The sequence below is a fragment of the Streptomyces sp. NH27 genome (genome assembly GCF_056859195.1).
Window position 1 is genome coordinate 14,640 of the sequence record NZ_JACEGK010000013.1, and the last position, 18,933, is coordinate 33,572.

The window sequence follows — 18,933 nt, forward strand, 5'->3', positions numbered from 1 at the left end:
GTCCGGGCGGACCGGGTGCGGATAACGGGGAATTCGGTCGCTGATGGTTCGGAAGGACGCGCCGCCCGGCCCTCCGGACGGGCGGCTCCGGACGTACGGTGCCCAGCCGCCGGGCCGAGCCAAGCGGGCCTGGCCGGTGGCCCGTTGCTGGTCGCCGGCTCCGTTGCAGGTCCACAGCTCCGCGGGCGTGCCGTTCGCGGTGGCGCCGTTCGTGACGTCGAGGCACAGTCCCGGGCCGGCGCTGCGGATGGTGCCGTCCGAGCCGACGGTCCACTTCACCTTCAAACAAGATCGATCAGAACAGGGCGTGACCGAACACTGTCTGCGGGTGGGCCATTGGTAACGCCGAGGCGACTTGGCAGTCAAGTGTTGCGGCAGAGTATCGGGGAAGTTTGCGTAAACACTTGACGCGCGCCCGCCAACGCAGTTCTCTGAGGCCGCACGTTCGATTGTGAGCGTTTTCGGTTGACTACGTTGGTTCTGCTTTCAACCTGCCGGCCCGCGGAGAGCGCCCGCAGCAGGCAGCCCGGCCTCCTGACAGGGGCACATGACCCGCATCAGCGCTCTCTGTCCCCCCGCCCGCTGCACCGCACGGCACGGCACCTCCCAGGAGTACAGATGGACCAGCCGACGAAGCCAGGCACCGGCGGACCGAGCCGCCGGAGCGCGATCAAACTGCTGGGCGGCGCGGTCGCCGCGGCCCTGAGCGCCCAGATCGCCGGAGAACTGCTCTGGCCCTCAAGGGCGGTGGCGGCGACGGGCACCGTGGGCGCGCCGGTGACGTTGACCAACGTCGGCAGCGGCTTGCCGCTCGACGTCTACGGCGGATCGACGGCAGACGGCTCGCAGGTCATCCAGTGGACGGCGAGCGGCGCGGTCAACCAGCAATGGACGCTGCTCGATCAGGGCGACGGATGGGTCGCCCTCAGCCCGATGCACTCGGGCAAGATGCTCGACGTCACCAGTGGCGCGACGGACGACGGCACCCCGCTCATCCAGTGGCACGCCACCGGGGGCCCCAACCAGGAGTGGCGGCTGGACGACGCGGGCCAGGGGCGGCTCAAGATCGTCAGCCGGCCCAGCGGAAAGCTGCTGACCGTCACGGGCGACTCCACCAGCCCCGGGGCCACGGTCGAGATCCGTTCCGACGCCGACGACGCCGGCCAGTGGTGGACCGTCGCCGTGGCACCGTACCGGCTCGACGCCACGGCCACCGAAGCGCGTACCGACGACCCGCTGGCCGGCGCCGGCGGTGTCGCGGCCGGCGTCTCCTACGGCGTGACGCACAACGGATGGTCCAGGAACGGGGCCGCCTGGTATCCCGTGAGCGGCGAGTTCCACTACGTCCGCGCCTCGGATGACCGCTGGGAACGCGAGCTGGGCAAACTGCGCGCCGCCGGCGCCGACATCGTGTCGACCTACGTGTTCTGGAACCACCACGAGCAGCCGGAGGGAACCTGGGACTGGACGGGCCGCAGGAACCTGCGCGCCTTCCTCACCGCCGCTCAGCGCCAGGGGCTGCTGGTCTGGCTGCGCGTCGGCCCCTACATCAACGCCGAGACCGTCAACGGCGGCATCCCCGACTTCGCGCTGTCCGGTGCGCGCACCGACGACCCGGGATACCTGGCCAAGGTGGACGTGTACTTCGCCCAGCTCGCCGCGCAGGCCGACGGGCTGTTCGTGAAGGACGGCGGACCGGTCGTCGGCATCCAGTTGGAGAACGAGTACGCCTCCGGCGACCCCGCCCACATCACCACGCTGCGCCGGATGTGCGCCGACCACGGCATGGTCGTTCCGTACTACACGGTCACCGCCAACTCGGTGTTCGAGCCGGACACCGCGATCCCGTTGCAGGGTTCGTACTGCTACCGCGGCTGGGAGGCCGGCGCCGGTACCGAGGCGGTCTCCGGCTTCATCTACGGCACCGACGAGTGGACCGCCAACACCGACATCGGCGGTTCCAGCTACGACACGCTCGCCTACCCGCGCGGCTTCTGCGAGTTGGGCACCGGAAGCCCGATGCGCGGCACCGACCGGTTCCTGGTCGAACCCCGCTACGTCGTGGCGCAGGCATACGACAGCGTCGGCCGCGGCGCCAACTACCTCGGCTACTACATGTTCCACGGCGGAACCCAGGTCGCGGGCCTGGCCGGGAGCTGGCCGCTCACCTACGACTTCCAGGCGCCGCTGGCCGAGTTCGGCCGGACCAGGGATTCCTACCGGCAGTACCGGCGCCTGCACACGTTCGTCACCACCTGCGCCGCCGAGCTGGTCCGCACCCGGATCAGCCGGGACCCCGGACAGCTCCTCGACCCGTCGCAGACCCGGCGGCTGCGCTACATCGGCCGGTTCGACACCGACGGCCGCGGCTTCGTCTTCCTCAACAACACCCAGCGCAACGTCACCCTGCCGAGCCGCGGCGACGTCCAGGTCCAGGTCCACACGGCGGGCGGCACCGCCACGCTGCCCGCCGCGCCGCTGACCATGCCGCCGGACCGCAGCAACGTCTTCCCCGTCATGACCGATCTGGGCGGCGTCGACCTGCGCTGGGCCACCGTCGAGCCACTGGCCAAGCTGGCCGGTGCCGACCTTCCCACCTGGGTCTACTGGGCCCCGGACTGGACCGACCGCGCCCTCGCCTTCGACGCGTCCGTCACCCTCACCGACGAATCGGGAACCGCGGTGCGCAAGATCACCGGAACCCAACTCGTCGCGACCGTCCCCGCCGGGCAGCGCACCTCGCTACTGGTGCACAAGTCCGGCGACGCGGCACCCTGCGCCCGGATCATCGTCCTGCCCGAGGCCGATTCGCTCAACGCGACCGTCGCGCCGCTGAACGGCAGCGACCGGCTGATCATCACCACCAGCGGTCAGCTGACCGGTGTGCAGCCGACCGTACGCTTCGCCGCGGCGGCAGGCTCCCGGATCAGTGCCGACGTCTTCCCGGCCGGCGGCCTGGCACCGGCCGCCGGATGGAAGAGCGCCGACGGCCGGGCCGGGCCGTTCGCCGGCTTCACCTACAGCCTCGCCGCCGCGCCGCCCGCGCCGCAGGTCACCTCCACCGGGACCGGCCAGTGGCGGATCAGCAGCGCTTCCTCGACGTTCGCCGGCCTGGCGGAAGCGCGCATGGTGCTCGACTACCGGGGCGGCGACGCCACCCTCGTCTCCGCGGGGACGGCGATCGCCAACGACCTCTACCACGGCGAGACGTGGTCCATCGACCTGCTGGACCTCGACGACACCGCGCTGGCCGACCTCACGCTCCAGGTCTCCGCCTGGGACGACACGATCGACGGGGTCACCCCGCCCGCGGGCCCGACCCCCGGCCTCGCCGGATCGACCTGGAGCCCGCTGCGGGAAGCCACCTGGAGCGCGGCTCCCACCACGTCGGCATCGACGTCGACCGGTCGCAGCGGCAAGGGGGGCGGGGCGTCCCGACGGCCGGGCGGCGGGCCGGCCGCGGACCGCACCGGATGACGTCGGGGGCGCCCCGCGCGGGCGACTACTTGCGCCAGAAGAGGTGGTGGGTCATCCCGCTCGGGCTGGGGACGACGTCCACGTGGAACCGGTCGCGCAGTTCGTCGGGGGACTCCCACAGGCGCAGCCCGGAGCCGAGTTCCACCGGCGAGACCGCGACGTGCAGGGTGTCGACGAGGTCGGCGTCGAGGAACTCCCGGATGGTGGTCACCCCGCCGCCGAGCCGGACGTCCTTGCCCTGCGCCGCCTCACGCGCCTGGGCGAGGATCGCGGCCGGGTCGCCTTCGACGAAGTGGAACGTGGTGTCGGACAGGGTGATCGACGGACGCGCGTGGTGGGTCATGACGAACACCGGGGTGTGGAACGGGGGTTCGTCGCCCCACCAGCCCTGCCACTCGTGGTCCTGCCAGGGTCCGCGCTGGGGCCCGAACTTGTTGCGGCCCATGATCTCGGCGCCGATGTTGCGGGCGAAGTCCCGGGTGAGGTAGTCGTCCAGGCCGCGACTGCCGCCGGGAGCGGTGCGGATGGGCCAGCTCGCCGTGGCCCCGGCCCAGGCGAACAGCTTCTCGGGCTCCACATGGCCGAACGGTCTTTCGAGGGTCTGGTCCTCCCCGGCGGCGACGCCGTCACTGGAGACGGTGAAGTTCTGGACGCGCACGAGCTGGGTCACGGGTTCCTCCTGTGCGGTTGGCAACAGTGTTGAGACTCCCCCGCCCGGCAGAACTCATCGCCGCCCCCGCACCGATCCACTACGTCCTCACATGCCGACCGCCCGGCCCGCCACGAGCGGCGCCGTCGAACCGCGGACCACGAGCTGGCTCGGCAGGATCACCGGAGCGCCCGGCGGTGTCATGCCGCGGAGGATGCCGATGAGCGTACGGGCGGCGCGCTCCCCCTGCTCGGCGCTGAAGACGCGGACGCTGGTCAGCGGCGGCGTCAGCAGCGGCGCGCTGGGGGTGTCGTCGAAGCCGGCCACCGACAGCTCGCGCGGCACCTCGATGCCGCGTTCCCGGGCGACTTGAAGGACCCCGATCGCCATGCTGTCGCTGAACGAGAAGACCGCGGTCGGCCGGTCGGGGCGCCCGAGCAGCCGCTCGGCCACCTCCCGCCCGGACTCGATGGTCATGTCACCGTGCTCCACCAGCGACTCGTCCAGGACCAGCCCGGCGTCCGCGAGTGCGCGCTCGCAGCCCGAACGGCGGGCGAGGACCGCCAGGTTGCTCTCGTCGCGGCTGGTGATCAGCGCGATCCGGCGGTGGCCGAGGGCGAGCAGGTGCTGCATCGCGACATACGCGCCGCTCGCGTCGTCCGGGCGCACGGACGGCACGTCCAGGCTGGTGTGGCCGATGACGGTCACCGGGTAGCCGGCATCGATCAGCATGGTGACGCCCTCCTCGCCCATGCTGGCGTCGACCAGTACGCCGTCCACCGACCGCTGCCGGACCAGCCGGCGGAAGGCCGACAGGTTGGGTTCCGACTCCTTCGGGCTGGCCAGCAAGGTGCTGTAGTCGTTGTCACTGACCCCCCGGTCCACTCCCCCGACGACCTGGAGCAGGTGGGAGTCGGCGAAGGTGAAGTCCACCGAGCTGGGCAGTACCAGGCCCACGATCTCGGTACGGTTCCTGGCCAGCGAGCGGGCGGCGAGGCTCGGCCGGTAGCCGAGTTCGCGCATGGCGGCAAGCACCCGGGCACGGGTCTCCGGCGCGACTCCCGGCGCCTCGTTGATGACGCGGGAGACCGTCTGGTAGGACACGCCGGCACGGCCGGCGACGGTCCGCATCGTGACAGTTGCATCTGGTTGATTCATGGCAACGGTCACGTTAATGCATCCCGCGCCCGGTGACCAGTCGTCAGACAACGGCGACGCGGAAACATCGCCGCAACCCTATTGACGCACTCCAGAAGCGTTTCTATGGTCTTGGCATCACAGATGTGACCGTTCACGAGAGGCACAACCGCAATGAAGCGATCCGCAGCGTCTCGACCTCGCAGCACCACCAGCAGCAAGGTGGCGTCGGCCGCCGTCGCAGGCGTTCTGCTGACGCTTTCGGCCTGCGCCGGCGGCGGCAGCGGCGGCTCCGGCGGCAAGAACACCCTGCGCATCACGTGGTGGGGCAACCCGGACAGAGCCCAGGCGACCCAGAGCGCCGTCAAGCTCTTCGAACAGGCCCACCCGGACATCAAGGTGCAGGTGGAACCGTCCGCGTACCCCGGCTACTACGACAAGCTCAACACCCAGATCACCGCGGGGGACGCCCCGGACGTCTTCCAGGTCGACACCGTGGCGAAGTACGCCTCCAAGGGCTCACTCGCCGACCTCGGCACGTACAAGAGCGTCCTCGACACCAGCGACATCTCGCCCACCCTGCTCTCCCAGGGCTCCTACGACGGGAAGCTGTACGAGGTCCCGGCCGGCTCCAACCCCTTCGCGCTGCTCTACAACTCGGCGCTGATCGGGAAGGCCGGTGTCGGCGCGCCGACGGCGGACCTGAGCTGGCAGCAGTACGCCGACCTGGCGAAGCGGATATCGGCCAAGGGCGACGGCAAGACCTGGGGGGCCGGGGACGACAGCGCCAGCGTCCAGGCGTTCGAGATCTTCGTCCGCCAGCGCGGCGGCAACATCTACAGCTCCGACGGCAAGAGCCTCGGCTTCACCAAGGCGGACCTGACCGCGTGGTGGCAGTACTGGGCCGACCTGCGCAAGAACGGCTCGGTGCCGCCGCCGACCGTCAGCGAGCCGGGAGTTGCGGGCGACGTGACCAAGGTGCCGATCGCCAAGGGCCTGGTCGCGATGGACGTCTCCGGCACCAGCACCACGCTGCCGGGCAACGACTGGAAGTACGTCGGCATGCCCGGTGAGACGACGGGCAAGCCCGGCGCGTACCTCAAACGGTCCGTCAACTGGGGCGTCTACGGCCACAGCAAGCACGCCAAGGAAGCCGCCGAGCTGGTGAGCTTCCTGGTCAACGACAGCCAGGCCGGCATCAAGCAGGGCATCTCGCGCGGCGCTCCCGCCAGCGGCAAGACGCTCTCCGCGCTGACCCCGACGCTCACCGGCGCGGCCCGGCAGGTCGCCGAGTACAACGCCTACGTCAACAAGCCCGGCCACAACTCGGCCGCACCGCCCACCTCGCCGGACGCCTCGACCCAGATCGAGACCGACCTGTTCGTGCGCATGGCGGAGAACGTGTGGTTCGGCAAGGCCGATGTCGACAAGGCGGCCGGCGACTTCATGAAGCAGGCCGGCCAGCTGCTGTCCGAGGGGTCCTGATGGCAGCGGCCGCAGCCGGGGCCGCCGTGGAGCACTCCGGCAGCGCCCCGCCGAAGGGCGACGCCGGCAAGCCCGCGGCGGTCCGCCGCCGGCGCCGGCCCAATGGCGCCGCCTACACGATGCTCAGCCCATGGCTGCTGGGCACCGCGGGCGTGCTGGTCATCCCGCTGCTCTACTCGCTCTACCTCTCCTTCACCAGCTACGACCTGCTGAGCAAGCCGCACTGGGTGGGCTTCGACAACTACCGCAAGCTCTTCTCCAGCGATCCGCGCTACGTGCACTCGGTGACCGTCACCGCGCAGTACGTCTTCGCCTCCGCGCCGCTGAAGCTGCTGATGGCGCTGGCGGTGGCGCTGCTGCTGGCCAAGCCGCGACGCGGCCAGGGCGCGTACCGGGCGCTGTTCTACCTGCCCTCGCTGCTGGGCACGAGCGTGGCCATCGCGATCGTCTGGCAGGGCACCTTCGACATGGACGGCCCCTTCAACGGCTTCCTGAAGCTGCTGGGCGTGCACGGCGAGGCGTGGGTCTCCGACCCGGGCTCCGTGCGCTGGGTGATCGTGCTGCTGGCGATGTGGCAGTTCGGCGCGCCGATGGTGATCTTCCTCGCCGGCCTGAAGCAGATCCCGCAGGAGCTGTACGAGGCCGCGCAGATGGACGGCGCCGGTCCGTGGCGGAAGTTCCTGTCGGTCACCCTGCCGATGCTCACCCCGGTCATCCTGTTCAACCTGGTGGTCGAGATCATCGGCGCCTTCCAGGCGTTCACCCCGGCCCAGCTGGTCGGCGACGGACAGGGCGGCCCGGTCGACTCGACCCTCTTCTACTCCCTCTACCTGTACCAGCGCGCCTTCCAGTTGCAGCAGATGGGCTACGCGGCAGCGATGGCCTGGGTGATGATCGCCGGCCTCGGCGTCATCACCGGGGTGCTGTTCTGGTCCTCCCGCTACTGGGTCCACTACGGAGACTGACCATGCGACCGAAGTCCCTGCGCTCCGCGCTGCCGCACGTCGTGATCCTTGTGCTGCTGGTGGCCCTGCTCTACCCGGTCGCCTGGATGCTGGGTTCCTCCTTCAAGCCCACCGCGGAGATCGTCTCCAGCGTGTCCTTCTTCCCCAAGCACTTCGCGCCGGGCAACTACGCCCAGGGCTGGAAGGGTTCGGCCGGCACGAGCTTCTCGGTGTTCTTCATGAACTCCGCGCTGATCTCGATCGGCGCGGTGATCGGGAACATGCTGTCCTGCTCGGTCACCGCCTACGCCATGGCCCGGCTGGACTTCCGCGGCCGCGGCCTGATCACCGGCATCGCCATCGGCACCCTGCTGCTGCCGAAGGAGGTACTGCTGATCCCGCAGTACCTGATCTTCCACAAGCTGGGCTGGGTGGACAGCGACCTGCCGCTGGTGGTGCCCAAGTTCCTCGCCGTGGACGCCTTCTTCGTCTTCCTCAACCTCCAGTTCATGCGCGGTCTGCCGCGCGAGCTGGACGAGGCGGCCGCACTTGACGGCTGCGGGCCGTTCCGCACCTTCTGGCACATCATCCTGCCGCTGACCAAGCCGGCCATGGCCACCACGGCGATCTTCACCTTCATCTGGACCTGGAACGACTACTTCTCGCAGCTGATCTACCTCAACAGCCCGGCCCGCTACACCCTTCCGGTGGGCCTGCGGATGTTCCTCGACGCGACGTCCGGCTCGGACCTCGGGCCGATGTTCGCCATGGCGACGGTCAGCCTCGCCCCGCTGTTCGTGCTGTTCGTCTTCTTCCAGCGGCATCTGGTCCAGGGCATCGCCACCACCGGCTTCAAGGGCTGACCCACCGCCCGCACGCAGCCGCCAACACAGCCTTCTGCCACCCCATCTCCCTTCGCGCACCGCCCTTTTGAGGAGAAACATGTCCAGAACACGTAGATCGCTGGTCACCGCCGCGGCCGTCATGACCGCGGCCGCGCTCACCGCGGGAAGCCTGTCGTCCAGCGCGAGCGCGGACTCCGAGCCCTCCCTGGTGCTGTCCCCCAACCTCAGCGTCCACCTCGGCGACATCCCCGACGGGCCGGCCGTCTACAGCGCCCAACTGCGCCAGGAGGTACAACAGATCCTGGCCCACCAGAGCGCCGAAGGCAGCTTCGAGGTCCAGGGCAAGACCAAGGACCTCGGCGACAACTCGCTGGGCGCCTCCAGCCTGGTCGCGCTCTACCACGCGCAGACCCACGACAAGAGCGTGACGGCCGCCTTCCAGAAGAGCGTCGACTGGTACCTGGCCAACCGCGTGTACACCCAGGACAATCCGGGCGACACAAGCATCGAGGTCAAGAACAGCGGCGAGCCCTGGGCGGCCTACGAGCCGTACACCCTCGAAGCCGGCGGCGGTGGCGACTGGCCGACCACCGTGTGGGCCCTGCTGCACGTCGGCCTGGTACTCCAGAACGGCGACGGGATCCTGCGGCCCGACCAGCGCACCGCGCTCCTCGACCTCGGCCAGGGCTACTGGACCTGGCTCACCAAGGTCTCGAAGTTCAACCCGCAGGACGCGGACAACCAGGGCATCGCCGCGGTGGACGCCGCGATCCAACTGGCCCACCAGATGGCCAGGTTCGGCATGAAGAAGCAGGGCGCCGCGCTCCAGAAGCAGGCCATGGCCGTCTTCACCGACCAGATCCGGCCGCTGCGCCAGACCGACCGCGGCTACACCTTCTACCCCGAGCACTCCGGCGGCCTGGACCAGAACTACGGCGGCATCGCCATCAGTTTCCTGTACGAGGGCTGGAAGCTCACCGGCGACAAGCGCTTCTACCAGGACGGTCTGGACATGACCAAATACCTGGACATGCGGCTGGGCGCCCGGGGCTTCGACTACGGCGGCGCGCGCCACAACGAACTGCGGGCCGGCTTCGAGAGCGTCTACGGCCTCCAGCACTACAGCGGCGTCGTCAAGGACGACCTCGGCCGCTACTTCGGCACCTCCACCATCCCCTACACCCACGTGGCCACGGCGTCGACGGACAAGGCAGTCGTCCCCGACGGCCACTTCTCCTTCATGACCGTCTGGCAGTTCAGCGACCCGGGCACCTGGTACCGCAAGGCCCAGCCGGTCGACACCGCGTACAAGCTGCGCTACGGCAACGGCTCGGTCGTGCTCGACCAGCAGGGCACCGCCTACCTGGTCTCCGCCGGGAACGCCGACGTCATCCACGCCGCCACCGCCGGCCGGCAGAGCATCGGCCTCGCCTACACCGACGCCGACGGCCCGCACTTCATGAGCCCGGCGCCGAACACGCACGTCTCCACGAAGCCGCTGAAGGTGAAGAACGGCGTGGGCCGCCAGGTCACCCAGCAGCTCATCGGCCCGAACGGCACCCAGGTGCCGGTCACCACGGTCTACACGGTCACCGACGGCGCCGTGCACGTCACCGCCTCCGCGCCCACCTCGCTGCTCGGCGGCGCCCGGCTCTCCTACGTCGCCGGGCTGCCGTACCTGACCGATGCCGTCGGGGTCGGCACCGCGCCCAACAAGCCGCAGAAGAAGATCCTCGGCGTAAGCGGGCTCAGCGACGGCACCCTGTCCTTCGGCACCGACGGCGGCACGCTCAACGACCCGAAGGGCGTCGCCGCGGGCCCGCTGGCCATCACCTCGCCGACCGGAGTGCAGGTCAGCAACCCGACCTCCGCCGCAGGAAACGCCTTCAGCGACTCGGCCACCCTTTCGATGCTCCTCGAGGCGTACAGCACCAAGCTGAACGGCAACCCCGACGTCGGCTTCGCGCAGACCCAGCAGACCAACCTGATCGCGGCCCCGACCCGGCAGGTCGGCGGCAGCACCGTGGCCGACGTGACCTACGGCCCAACCGGCTGAGCCGCTGCCGTGGGCAACCACCGAACCACCGTCGAAACCGCAGGGAGTCACAGCAGATGAGCAGAATCCGGGTCGCCGTCGTGGGCACGGGGCATATCGCCGAGGAGGCGCATCTGCCCGCGTTCGCGGCTGAGTCGGCGCGCACCGAGGTGGTGGCGGCGATGGATGTCGACGCCGAGCGGGTCCGGGCGTTCGCCGGGCGGCACGGCATCCCCTGCGCCTACACCGACCTCGACGAGATGCTGCGGCGCGAACAGCCGTCGCTGGTCGCGGTCTGCTCCCCGCCCGCGGCCCACCTCGACACGGTGCTGAGCTGCCTGCGGTCCGGCGCGTGGGTGTGGCTGGAGAAGCCGCCCGTCCGCTCGCTCGCCGAGTACCACCTCATCGAGGCGGCCGAGCGGGAGGGCGGCCCGTACGCCTCGGTGATCTTCCAGCACCGGTTCGGGTCGGCGCTGCGCCGGCTGGTGCGGCAGGTCGCCGACGGGGAGTTGGGCCGCCCGCTGGTCGGGCAGTCGGTGACGACCTGGTACCGGCCGGACGCGTACTACGCGGTGCCGTGGCGGGGCAGGTGGTCCACCGAGGGGGGCGGGACCACCCTCGGCCACGGCATCCACCAGATGGACATGATGCTCGCCGTCCTCGGCCCGTGGGAGGAGGTACGGGCCATGGCCGGCCGGCTCGAGCGCGACATCGAGGCGGAGGACGTCTCCACCGCGCTGGTGCGCTTCCGGTCCGGGGCACTGGCCACCGTCGTCAACTCGGCCCTGTCCCGGCGCGAGGAGAGCTATCTGCGCTTCGACTTCTCCGAGGCGACCGTCGAGCTGCGCCACCTGTACGGCTACGGCGACGCGGACTGGACCTACACCCCGAACCGGCCGGTGCCGGCCGGGGAGCCCGAGGTGCGCAGCTCGCACACGGCCGCGCTGCCCCACCTGCTCGACGCGATGCAGGAGGGGCGGCGGCCGCCGCTGTCCGGCCCGGCCGGGCGGGAGTCGCTGGAACTGGTCACCGCGCTGTACCAGTCGGCGTTCACCGGCGCGGCGGTGCACCCCGGCGACCTCGGTCCCGACAACCCCTTCTACCACCATCTGCACGGCTCGGTGCCGGGCTGGGCTCCGGCGGCCACGAACGCGTCGACCGAACCTTCGATCGACCCGTCAACCGGCCCATCGACCGTCTCCGGGAAAGCATGATGGCCGGCCGGCAGACGGCCCGGCTGGTGCACCGGGGCCAGGACGAGATCTCCGCCGAGGCGGCCGGCAGCACGCTCTTCCGCTACCGGTACCGCCCTCAACTGCCACCCAGCGAATGCCCGAGCCCGTACGTCCACCCGCTGCGCACCCTCGCCGGGCAGATCGTCAGCGGCAACCGCCCGCACGACCACCGCTGGCACAAGGGCCTGGCGATGACCGCCTCCCACCTGTCCGGACAGAACTTCTGGGGCGGCGGCACCTACACCCACGGGGCCCCCGACACCGGATACCTCGACCTGCCGAACGTCGGCCGGCAGGATCACCTGGGCTTCGAAACGGTCGACGGCGGCTCCTTCACCGAGATGCTGGGCTGGATCACGGCCGGCGAGGAGCTGTGGATACGCGAGCGCCGCACCCTCACCGTGCTGGACGTGGACACCGAAGGCGGCAGCTGGACGCTGGAGTTCGCCACCGAGTTGCGCAACGTCCGTGACCGGCCGCTGCGTTTCGGCAGCCCGGCGGTCTTCGGGCGTGAACTCGCCGCGTACTGCGGCTTCTTCTGGCGCGGCCCACGCTCCTTCACCGGCGGCCGGGTGCTGGCCGCCGACGGCCTGGAGGGAGCGCAGGTGATGGGCGCGGTCTCGCCGTGGCTGGCCTACATCGGCGAGCACGACGAGTTCGACGGTCACGCCACCCTGCTCTTCCGCGCCGACCCGGCCGACGACGAGGGCGGCCGGCCGCACTGGTTCGTCCGCAGCGAGACCGTCCCCATGGTCAACCCGTCGCTCGCCTTCTCCGAGGAGCGCGAACTCGCCGCCGGGGACGCCCTCGTACGCCGCTACCGGCTCACCATCGCCGACGGCGTGTGGGAACGGGACCGGATCGCCGCCCATCTGAAGGCCCAACCGTGGTGAGCACCGCTCGACGCGGGTCAGTAGAGGGCGGCGAAGAGGTCCTTGACGTTGCCGGTCAGGGTGGGGGCGTTGGCGGAGCCGTTGGACTGGGTTCCGGCGAGAGCGACGGGGGTGGCGCCGGTACAGGTGATGGCGAGGTTGGAGAAGGTGTTGCCGGACAGCAGCCAGCGGGTGCCGGCGAGGTCGGCGCCGGAGAGGTTGCTGTACCAGAGGGTGTTGCCGGTGAAGGTGGGCGGCAGCACGCCGTTGACGACGATGCCGCTTCCGGGGTCCTGGCCGACGCCGCCGATCGGGAAGGCGATGTTGCTGCTCCACAGCTCCCCGGCGCCGCCGTTGGAGTGGTTGAAGGTGTTGCCGGTCAGGCTGCCGTGCGCCCAGTTGTCGGAGGTCAGAGCGCCGTAGGGGCTGGTCCGGGCGAAGGAGTAGTAGGCGCCGTAGCAGCCGACGACGCTGTTGCCGTCGATGGTCCAGTTGCCGGAGGAGTTCCAGATGGCCAGCCGGCAGTAGGCGAAACTGTTCGCGGTCAGTTGGGAGTACTCGCTGCGGTCGGCGGCGGACACGCCGAAGTAGCAGTTGAGGAAGGCGTTGCCGGTGAGCTTGACGCGGTAGGCGAAGTAGTCGTCGGCGCTGGACCCGTTGACGGTGACGCCGGCTCCGCGCCAGTTGGTGAAGTCGCAGTTGCTGATGCGTACGTCCGTGCTGCGGGTCAGCGCGATGGCGACGTGGCGGAAGGAGGGCGCGGTGTTGAGGGGGTTGCCGGCGCGGCCGACGAACCGTACGTCGGTGACGGTGATCGCGCTCCGGCCGGTGGCGGTGAGCGCGCCGGTGGTGTCGTCGGCGACCGTGACCGTGGCGCCGTTGCCCTGGATGCGGCAGTTGTCGGGGAGTTCGACGCCTGCGGCGAGGGTATAGGTCGCGCCGGGCAGGAGTTGGACCTGCGGGGTGGCGGCGAGGACGCCCGCCCAGTCGTCGCCGGGTTGCAGCACGGGGAGCCCCCCGGTCCGGGCGACGGCCGAGGCGGGGGTGGCGGCCAGGGTGGTGGTCAGCGCCGCGCCCGCGGCCAGGCCGAGCCCGGCCAGGGCACGACGGCGGGACGGGGTGCTTTCGTCGGAACGGATCATGGGGCTCCCTCGGGAGAGCGCGTCGGGCGGCCGGCTCCCGGATCCGGGGTCGTCGACCGGGGTCATCGGCCGGGGTCATCGGCCGGGGTCGCCGACCGACCCGCCGGGCGGGGCGACTTGGACGGGCACCTTCCACGCGTCGGATTGGACAACCGACATCAGATGTCTTATGTGTACGGTGACCCTAGGGGCGCCCTCGTCGGAGCGTCAACCCCTGCGACGTGGCGCCCGCACCGGCCAAATCCCCTGCCGCGTGCGGGGGTTCCGGCACCCGGGTGGCCCCAGGAACGCCGGACTGCCGGCTGCCTCGGAAACGCCGAACCGCCCCACAGGGCGGACCCGGCGGGGCGGACGGTGACTGTGTACGGTCTCGCACGGTGACTGCGTACGGGCCCGCTGCGAGCCGGCGCCTTCCGGCTTCGGCTTCCCGTACTCGTGTCCTCCTGTGCTGCCGTGCTCGCGTCCTTCCCGTCCTCCCGTACTACGCCTCGGTGAAGAGGGGGTCGTAGGCGGTGGAGTGTTCCCGGCCCGACATGAAGGAGAGGAAGTCCTTCACGAACGCGCTCCGGGAGTAACGGACTTCACCGCCCGCCAGGGTGCGGCGGAATCCCTTGCGGAACAGGGCGCGGTACTCGTCCGCGTCGATGAACTGGTTGCCGTCCGCGTCGGTGACGTCGAAGAGCACCTCGGCGACCCTGATCAGCGCGGGCCCGGCGAGGGAGGGCACCGCGGCGGCGTACTCCTCCTCGCTGATCCGGCCGTCGCCGTCGATGTCGAGGTCCGACTGGAGTTCCTTCCACCAGGCGGCGAAGGCGTTGTAGAGCCTGGTCTCCTCCGGCTCGTCCAGATCGAGGCGGGAGGACAACTCCCGTGCCATCGCGGCGAGATCGGGCCAGTCCAGATAGCCGTCGCCGGTCTGGTCCAGCACTGCGGTGAAGAACTCGCCGGCACTCCTGGGCCGGGCCTCGTCCCGTACCGGGTCGCGGTCGCGGTCGCGGTGGCCGTGACGGCGAGCGTGGTCGTGGTCGCTTCCGCGCTCGGGACCGCTGCCACGATCGTCGTCGTGATCGTGGCCGCGCTGCGCAGGCAGCGGCGCGACCAGCCGGAACAGCGCTCCGGCCCGCTTCACCTGGTCGCGCAGCGCGTTGAGCGTCGCCGCGCGAGGGTCGTTGCTGTCCGGGGTGAGGTAGAGCAGGTTGGTGACGCTCTCGGACCGCACCCAGCCCTCGGGCAGGAAGCGGGCCAGGCCGGCCGCCACGTACGCGCTCTGCATCAGCGTCTGGGCGCCCGGCGTCTCGGGCAGCCCGGCCCGGCGGCGGAACGCCTCGGGGAGCGACGCCACGGTGATCGTGCCGATGACCGGCCCGGCGAGCGCGCGGCCGGCGGCCCACACGGTGGGCAGTCCCTCCAGCAGCGGCGGCGCCGGGAGATGGTCGAAGAGCTTGTAGAGGATGACGCGCACCGCGTCGGTGTTCTCCAGCTCCTCCTCGACCATCCGGTCGTAGTACCGCCAGAACTCCGGCAGGGTGGGCGGGAGATGACCGGCCTTGTCCCCCAAGGCGGCCAGGTACGCCCGGAATTCGGCATAGAGCCGCGCCATCGTGTCCTGGTCGAGCGGCTGCCCGCTGAGCCGGCACATGGTGACGGAGCTCTCGAAGAGCGTCGCCACCACCCAGGCCCGGACCTCGGGGTCCATGGCGTCGTACGCGCGGTTCTGGGCGTCGGTGCCGGACAGCCTGGCGTGCAGCCGGTTGAGGCGTGCGGCCTCCCGCTCCCGGGTGTGGTCGTCGGCGCCGAACATCCGCTGCAGGCTGACGAGCGTGTTGCGCAGCCGTCGCCACGGATGCGCGACGAACGTCGAGTTGTCGATCAGGGCGGCACCGACCTGCGGGTGGGCGGCCTCCAGCACGGTGGCCCTGACCACGGCCAGTGCCCACCTCGGGTCGTCGAAGAACCGGTGGAACTGCGAGTCGGGGCCGAACAGGGAATCGTCCGCAGGGACTTGGGGATGGGGTGCCGCGGGGCCGGTGCCGGGACGGCCGGCGCCGGCGCCGGCCCTCCTCGGGCCGCTGCTGCCAACTTCCGTCACAGGTGGGTCTCTCCGTTCTCGTGCGGTGTCACGCCGCCGAAGCGGCGATGGCGGTGCTGGTAGGCGCGTACGCACTCCAGGAAGTGCGGCGCGCGGAAGTCGGGCCAGAGCACCGGCGGGAAGATCCACTCGGCGTAGGCGACCTGCCAGAGCATGAAGTTGGAGATGCGTTGCTCGCCGGACGTGCGGATGACGAGGTCCACGTCCGGGGTGTCGGGGAACGGCAGATGGGCGGCGAAGTGCCGCTCGTCGACGTCCTCGGCCGGGGTCGCGCTGCGGATGAGGGAGCGCGCCGCCTCGACGATGTCCCGGCGGCCGCCGTGGTCGAACGCCACGGTCAGTGTCATGCCCCGGTTCGCCTCGGTCAGCGTCATCAGGTCGGCGAAGTCGCGGGCCAGCGGCGCCGGAATCCTCGGATCGGTCACGCCGAGGAACCGGCAGCGGATGCCGCGCGCGTGCAGGAGTGCGGCGTGCTTGCGTACGACGCGACGCACCAGCCGCATGAGGTAGTCGACTTCGCTGCTCGGGCGGCGCCAGTTCTCCGTGGAGAAGGCGTACAGGCTCAGCCATTTCACCCCGGCCGACCGCGCCGCCTCGATGACCTCGATCACCGGTGGCTCCGCCGCCCGGTGGCCCGACGTCCTCGGCAGGGACCGCTGTTGAGCCCATCGGCCGTTGCCGTCCATCACGCAGGCGACATGCCGCGGCACGTCCCTCGGCCGCCCCTCGCCGGCCGGGCCGGACGACCGCGGACGGACCTGCGCCGGGATCGAAGGGAGCACCGGAACCGAGGGGAGCACCCGGTCGGGCGCCGGATCGGGCACCGGCGCGGAAACCGGAACCCGGGCAGTGGTGTCGCTGTCTCGTCCGTCGGCCGTCACACGTGCTCCCCCGCTGTCCGCGCACACTCCCCCGCCGCGAACCGGCCCGGGAAGGGCTCGACCGCGATCGATTCGGCACTCAGCAGCCTGCCGACACCGGGGCGCGGGCGCCTGGCGATCCGCGCGGATTCACCCGTAGCACGCCAGCCCGAATACGCCGCGGGGCGGTTCGGGGACGGCGGTGGCGCGCCACTGGGAAGGGCGAACCGGGGACGGCCGCACACTCCGCCGGTCCCGGGCGCGCGGGCGGCGCGGTCTTCCGCGGCTATCGACCGTATACGCCTAGTGTGGTCGGTGTGATCAAAGCCGTCGCCCTCGACATCGGCGAAACCCTCGTGTCCGACAGCCGTTTCTGGGCCGGGTGGGCCGACTGGCTCGGCGTGCCCCGGCACACCGTCTCGGCGCTGGTGGGAGCGGTGGTGTCGCGCGGCGACGACAACGCGGACGCCATACGGCTGTTGCGCCCCGGCCTGGACATGGACGCCGCCTACGCGGCCCGCGAAGCCGCCGGACGGGGCGAGCACCTCGACGAGACGGACCTCTACCCGGACGTACGGCCCTCGCTCGCCGCGCTGCGGCAGGCCGGCGTCCGGGTGGTGGTGGCCGGCAACCAGACCGCCAGGGCAGGGCAGTTGCTCCGCGACCTCGACCTGCCGGCGGACGGCGTCGCGACCTCGGGCGAGTGGGGCGTGGCCAAGCCCGACCCGGCGTTCTTCGCCCGCCTGTTGGAGACCACCCGCACGCCGGCCGCCGAGACCCTGTACGTCGGCGACCACCCGGCGAACGACATCCACCCGGCCAAGGAAGCGGGCCTGCGCACCGCGCACTTGAGGCGCGGCCCGTGGGGGCACCAGTGGGCGGACGACCCGCGGGTGGTCGCGGCGGCGGACTTCCGCGTCGATTCGCTGACCGAACTCGCCGGCCTCATCCAGGATTGAACCGCCCGCCGCCCCGGCCCGGCCCGACTCCCCTCCCAGCCAAGGGAATCGGGAGCGCCGGGCCGCGAGCCGGTCAGCTCCGCTCGTACGCGTCCACGACCTCGTCCGTGGGGCCGTCCATGAGGAGTTCGCCCTTCTCGATCCACAGCACCCGGTCGCAGGTGTCGCGGATGGACTTGTTGTTGTGCGACACCAGGAAGACGGTGCCGGCCTCCTCGCGCAGTTCGCGGATACGTTCCTCCGAGCGCTTCTGGAACGCGCGGTCGCCGGTGGCCAGGGCCTCGTCGATCATCAGCACGTCGTGGTTCTTCGCGGCGGCGATCGAGAAGCGCAGCCGGGCCGCCATGCCGGAGGAGTACGTACGCATCGGCAGCGTGATGAAGTCGCCCTTGTCGTTGATGCCGGAGAAGTCGACGATCTGCTGGTAGCGGGACTGGACCTCCTCCTGGGTCATGCCCATCGCCAGGCCGCCGAGGACCACGTTGGTGCCGCCGGTCAGGTCGTTCATCAGCGCGGCGTTCACGCCCAGCAGCGACGGCTGGCCCTCGGTGTAGACGCGGCCGCGCTCGGCCGGCAGCAGTCCGGCGATCGCCTTGAGCAGGGTGGACTTGCCGGAGCCGTTCGACCCGATGATGCCGATGGCCTCGCCGCGGTACGCGACGAACGACACGCCCCGCACCGCGTGCACCAGATGGATGTTGGGCGAGCCGCGGCGCAGCACCATCCGGGCCAGCGCCGTGGCGGCGTTGCTGTGGCCGGAGCCGGCGGTGTGGATGCGGTACACCACGTGCAGGTCGTCCACGACGACGGTCGGCACGAGCGGGCGCTTGGCGCCGCCGGGCTCCCGGCCGCTCCCGGGCAGTGCTTCGACCCCGTCGTCCCCGGCCGCCAACTGCGTCGGCGCGGCGGCGTCGATCTCCGCCCGGGCCTGCACGGACTCCTCCCGCTCCAGCTCCTCCATCCGCTCGATGCGCGCCATCCGCTCGGCCTCATCGCGCGACTCCGCGCCGTGCCCGGCCGGCCCGGCCGCATCCGGCCCCGGCCGCTCCGGGCGGCCGTCCCCGCGCTCGGTGTGCTCGTCCGCCACGATTCCGCTCCTCCACCGGGTTGCGTACCCGTTCCACGAGCCGCCATTCGGCACCCTTCACGCATTTCGCCCGCATACGCACCCCCGGTTCTAGCAAGCACTTGCGCTCCACGGTGC

The 18,933-nt window shown here is 71.0% G+C and carries 14 protein-coding genes and 1 pseudogene; 8 read left to right on the forward strand and 7 right to left on the reverse strand.

The features are described 5' to 3' along the window. Window positions 1–156 precede the first annotated feature (156 nt). Window positions 157–366: pseudogene (locus AC13HU_RS02550) on the reverse strand (ricin-type beta-trefoil lectin domain protein); the annotation flags it as partial. A gap of 252 nt (window positions 367–618) precedes the next feature. Between AC13HU_RS02550 and AC13HU_RS02555 the strand changes: the two are divergent. After that, on the forward strand, window positions 619–3,477 hold the full coding sequence (locus tag AC13HU_RS02555; RefSeq protein ID WP_483040045.1) for a beta-galactosidase: 2,859 nt from the start codon (window positions 619–621) through the stop codon (window positions 3,475–3,477). A gap of 25 nt (window positions 3,478–3,502) precedes the next feature. Here AC13HU_RS02555 and AC13HU_RS02560 read toward each other — a convergent pair whose 3' ends face one another. Together AC13HU_RS02560 and AC13HU_RS02565 are read right to left on the reverse strand one after the other, a co-directional pair. Next, window positions 3,503–4,147 (reverse strand): dihydrofolate reductase family protein, encoded by a 645-nt coding sequence (locus AC13HU_RS02560; protein WP_483040046.1) that lies wholly within the window; start codon window positions 4,145–4,147, stop codon window positions 3,503–3,505. Window positions 4,148–4,234: 87 nt separating this feature from the next. Further along, window positions 4,235–5,257 carry a LacI family DNA-binding transcriptional regulator gene (locus tag AC13HU_RS02565; protein WP_483040047.1) on the reverse strand — a complete coding sequence of 341 codons (1,023 nt, stop codon included), beginning with the start codon at window positions 5,255–5,257 and terminating at the stop codon, window positions 4,235–4,237. Between the two features lie 180 nt (window positions 5,258–5,437). Between AC13HU_RS02565 and AC13HU_RS02570 the strand changes: the two genes are divergently transcribed. From AC13HU_RS02570 to AC13HU_RS02595, 6 genes are all read left to right on the forward strand, one after another. Continuing rightward, window positions 5,438–6,748, forward strand: a complete 1,311-nt coding sequence (locus tag AC13HU_RS02570) for an ABC transporter substrate-binding protein (protein WP_483040048.1) — start codon at window positions 5,438–5,440, stop codon at window positions 6,746–6,748. Continuing rightward, a complete protein-coding gene (locus AC13HU_RS02575) occupies window positions 6,748–7,713 on the forward strand; it encodes a carbohydrate ABC transporter permease (RefSeq protein WP_483040049.1) in 966 nt (321 codons plus the stop codon). Before AC13HU_RS02570 ends, AC13HU_RS02575 begins: the two co-directional genes overlap by 1 nt. A 2-nt stretch (window positions 7,714–7,715) precedes the next feature. Continuing rightward, window positions 7,716–8,555, forward strand: a complete 840-nt coding sequence (locus AC13HU_RS02580; RefSeq protein ID WP_483040050.1) for a carbohydrate ABC transporter permease — start codon at window positions 7,716–7,718, stop codon at window positions 8,553–8,555. A 79-nt stretch (window positions 8,556–8,634) separates the two neighbouring features. Then, complete coding sequence (locus AC13HU_RS02585) at window positions 8,635–10,593, forward strand: hypothetical protein (protein WP_483040051.1); 1,959 nt, start codon at window positions 8,635–8,637, stop codon at window positions 10,591–10,593. Between the two features lie 56 nt (window positions 10,594–10,649). Continuing rightward, window positions 10,650–11,786, forward strand: a complete 1,137-nt coding sequence (locus AC13HU_RS02590) for a Gfo/Idh/MocA family protein (RefSeq protein WP_483040052.1) — start codon at window positions 10,650–10,652, stop codon at window positions 11,784–11,786. Then, entirely contained in the window at window positions 11,786–12,700 is a 915-nt protein-coding gene (locus AC13HU_RS02595) for a DUF6807 domain-containing protein (protein ID WP_483040053.1), read from the forward strand. Before AC13HU_RS02590 ends, AC13HU_RS02595 begins: the two co-directional genes overlap by 1 nt. A 17-nt stretch (window positions 12,701–12,717) precedes the next feature. On the opposite strand, the gene AC13HU_RS02600 is transcribed toward AC13HU_RS02595, so the two are convergent. The 3 genes from AC13HU_RS02600 to uppS all read right to left on the reverse strand — a co-directional run bounded on the left by AC13HU_RS02600 (window position 12,718) and on the right by uppS (window position 16,596). Continuing rightward, window positions 12,718–13,821, reverse strand: coding sequence for a right-handed parallel beta-helix repeat-containing protein (locus tag AC13HU_RS02600; RefSeq protein ID WP_483040054.1), 1,104 nt, complete (start codon window positions 13,819–13,821; stop codon window positions 12,718–12,720). A 481-nt stretch (window positions 13,822–14,302) separates the two neighbouring features. Further along, on the reverse strand, window positions 14,303–15,910 hold the full coding sequence (locus AC13HU_RS02605; RefSeq protein ID WP_483040055.1) for an oxygenase MpaB family protein: 1,608 nt from the start codon (window positions 15,908–15,910) through the stop codon (window positions 14,303–14,305). Next, a complete protein-coding gene (uppS, locus tag AC13HU_RS02610) occupies window positions 15,907–16,596 on the reverse strand; it encodes a polyprenyl diphosphate synthase (RefSeq protein ID WP_483040059.1) in 690 nt (229 codons plus the stop codon). The genes AC13HU_RS02605 and uppS overlap by 4 nt, the downstream gene beginning before the upstream one ends. A 491-nt stretch (window positions 16,597–17,087) precedes the next feature. Here uppS and AC13HU_RS02615 point away from each other — a divergent pair, with 491 nt between their 5' ends. Continuing rightward, window positions 17,088–17,729, forward strand: a complete 642-nt coding sequence (locus AC13HU_RS02615; RefSeq protein ID WP_483040056.1) for an HAD family hydrolase — start codon at window positions 17,088–17,090, stop codon at window positions 17,727–17,729. 73 nt (window positions 17,730–17,802) lie between these two features. On the opposite strand, the gene AC13HU_RS02620 is transcribed toward AC13HU_RS02615, so the two are convergent. Next, complete coding sequence (locus AC13HU_RS02620; RefSeq protein ID WP_483040060.1) at window positions 17,803–18,546, reverse strand: ABC transporter ATP-binding protein; 744 nt, start codon at window positions 18,544–18,546, stop codon at window positions 17,803–17,805. Between the last annotated feature and the right edge of the window lie 387 nt (window positions 18,547–18,933).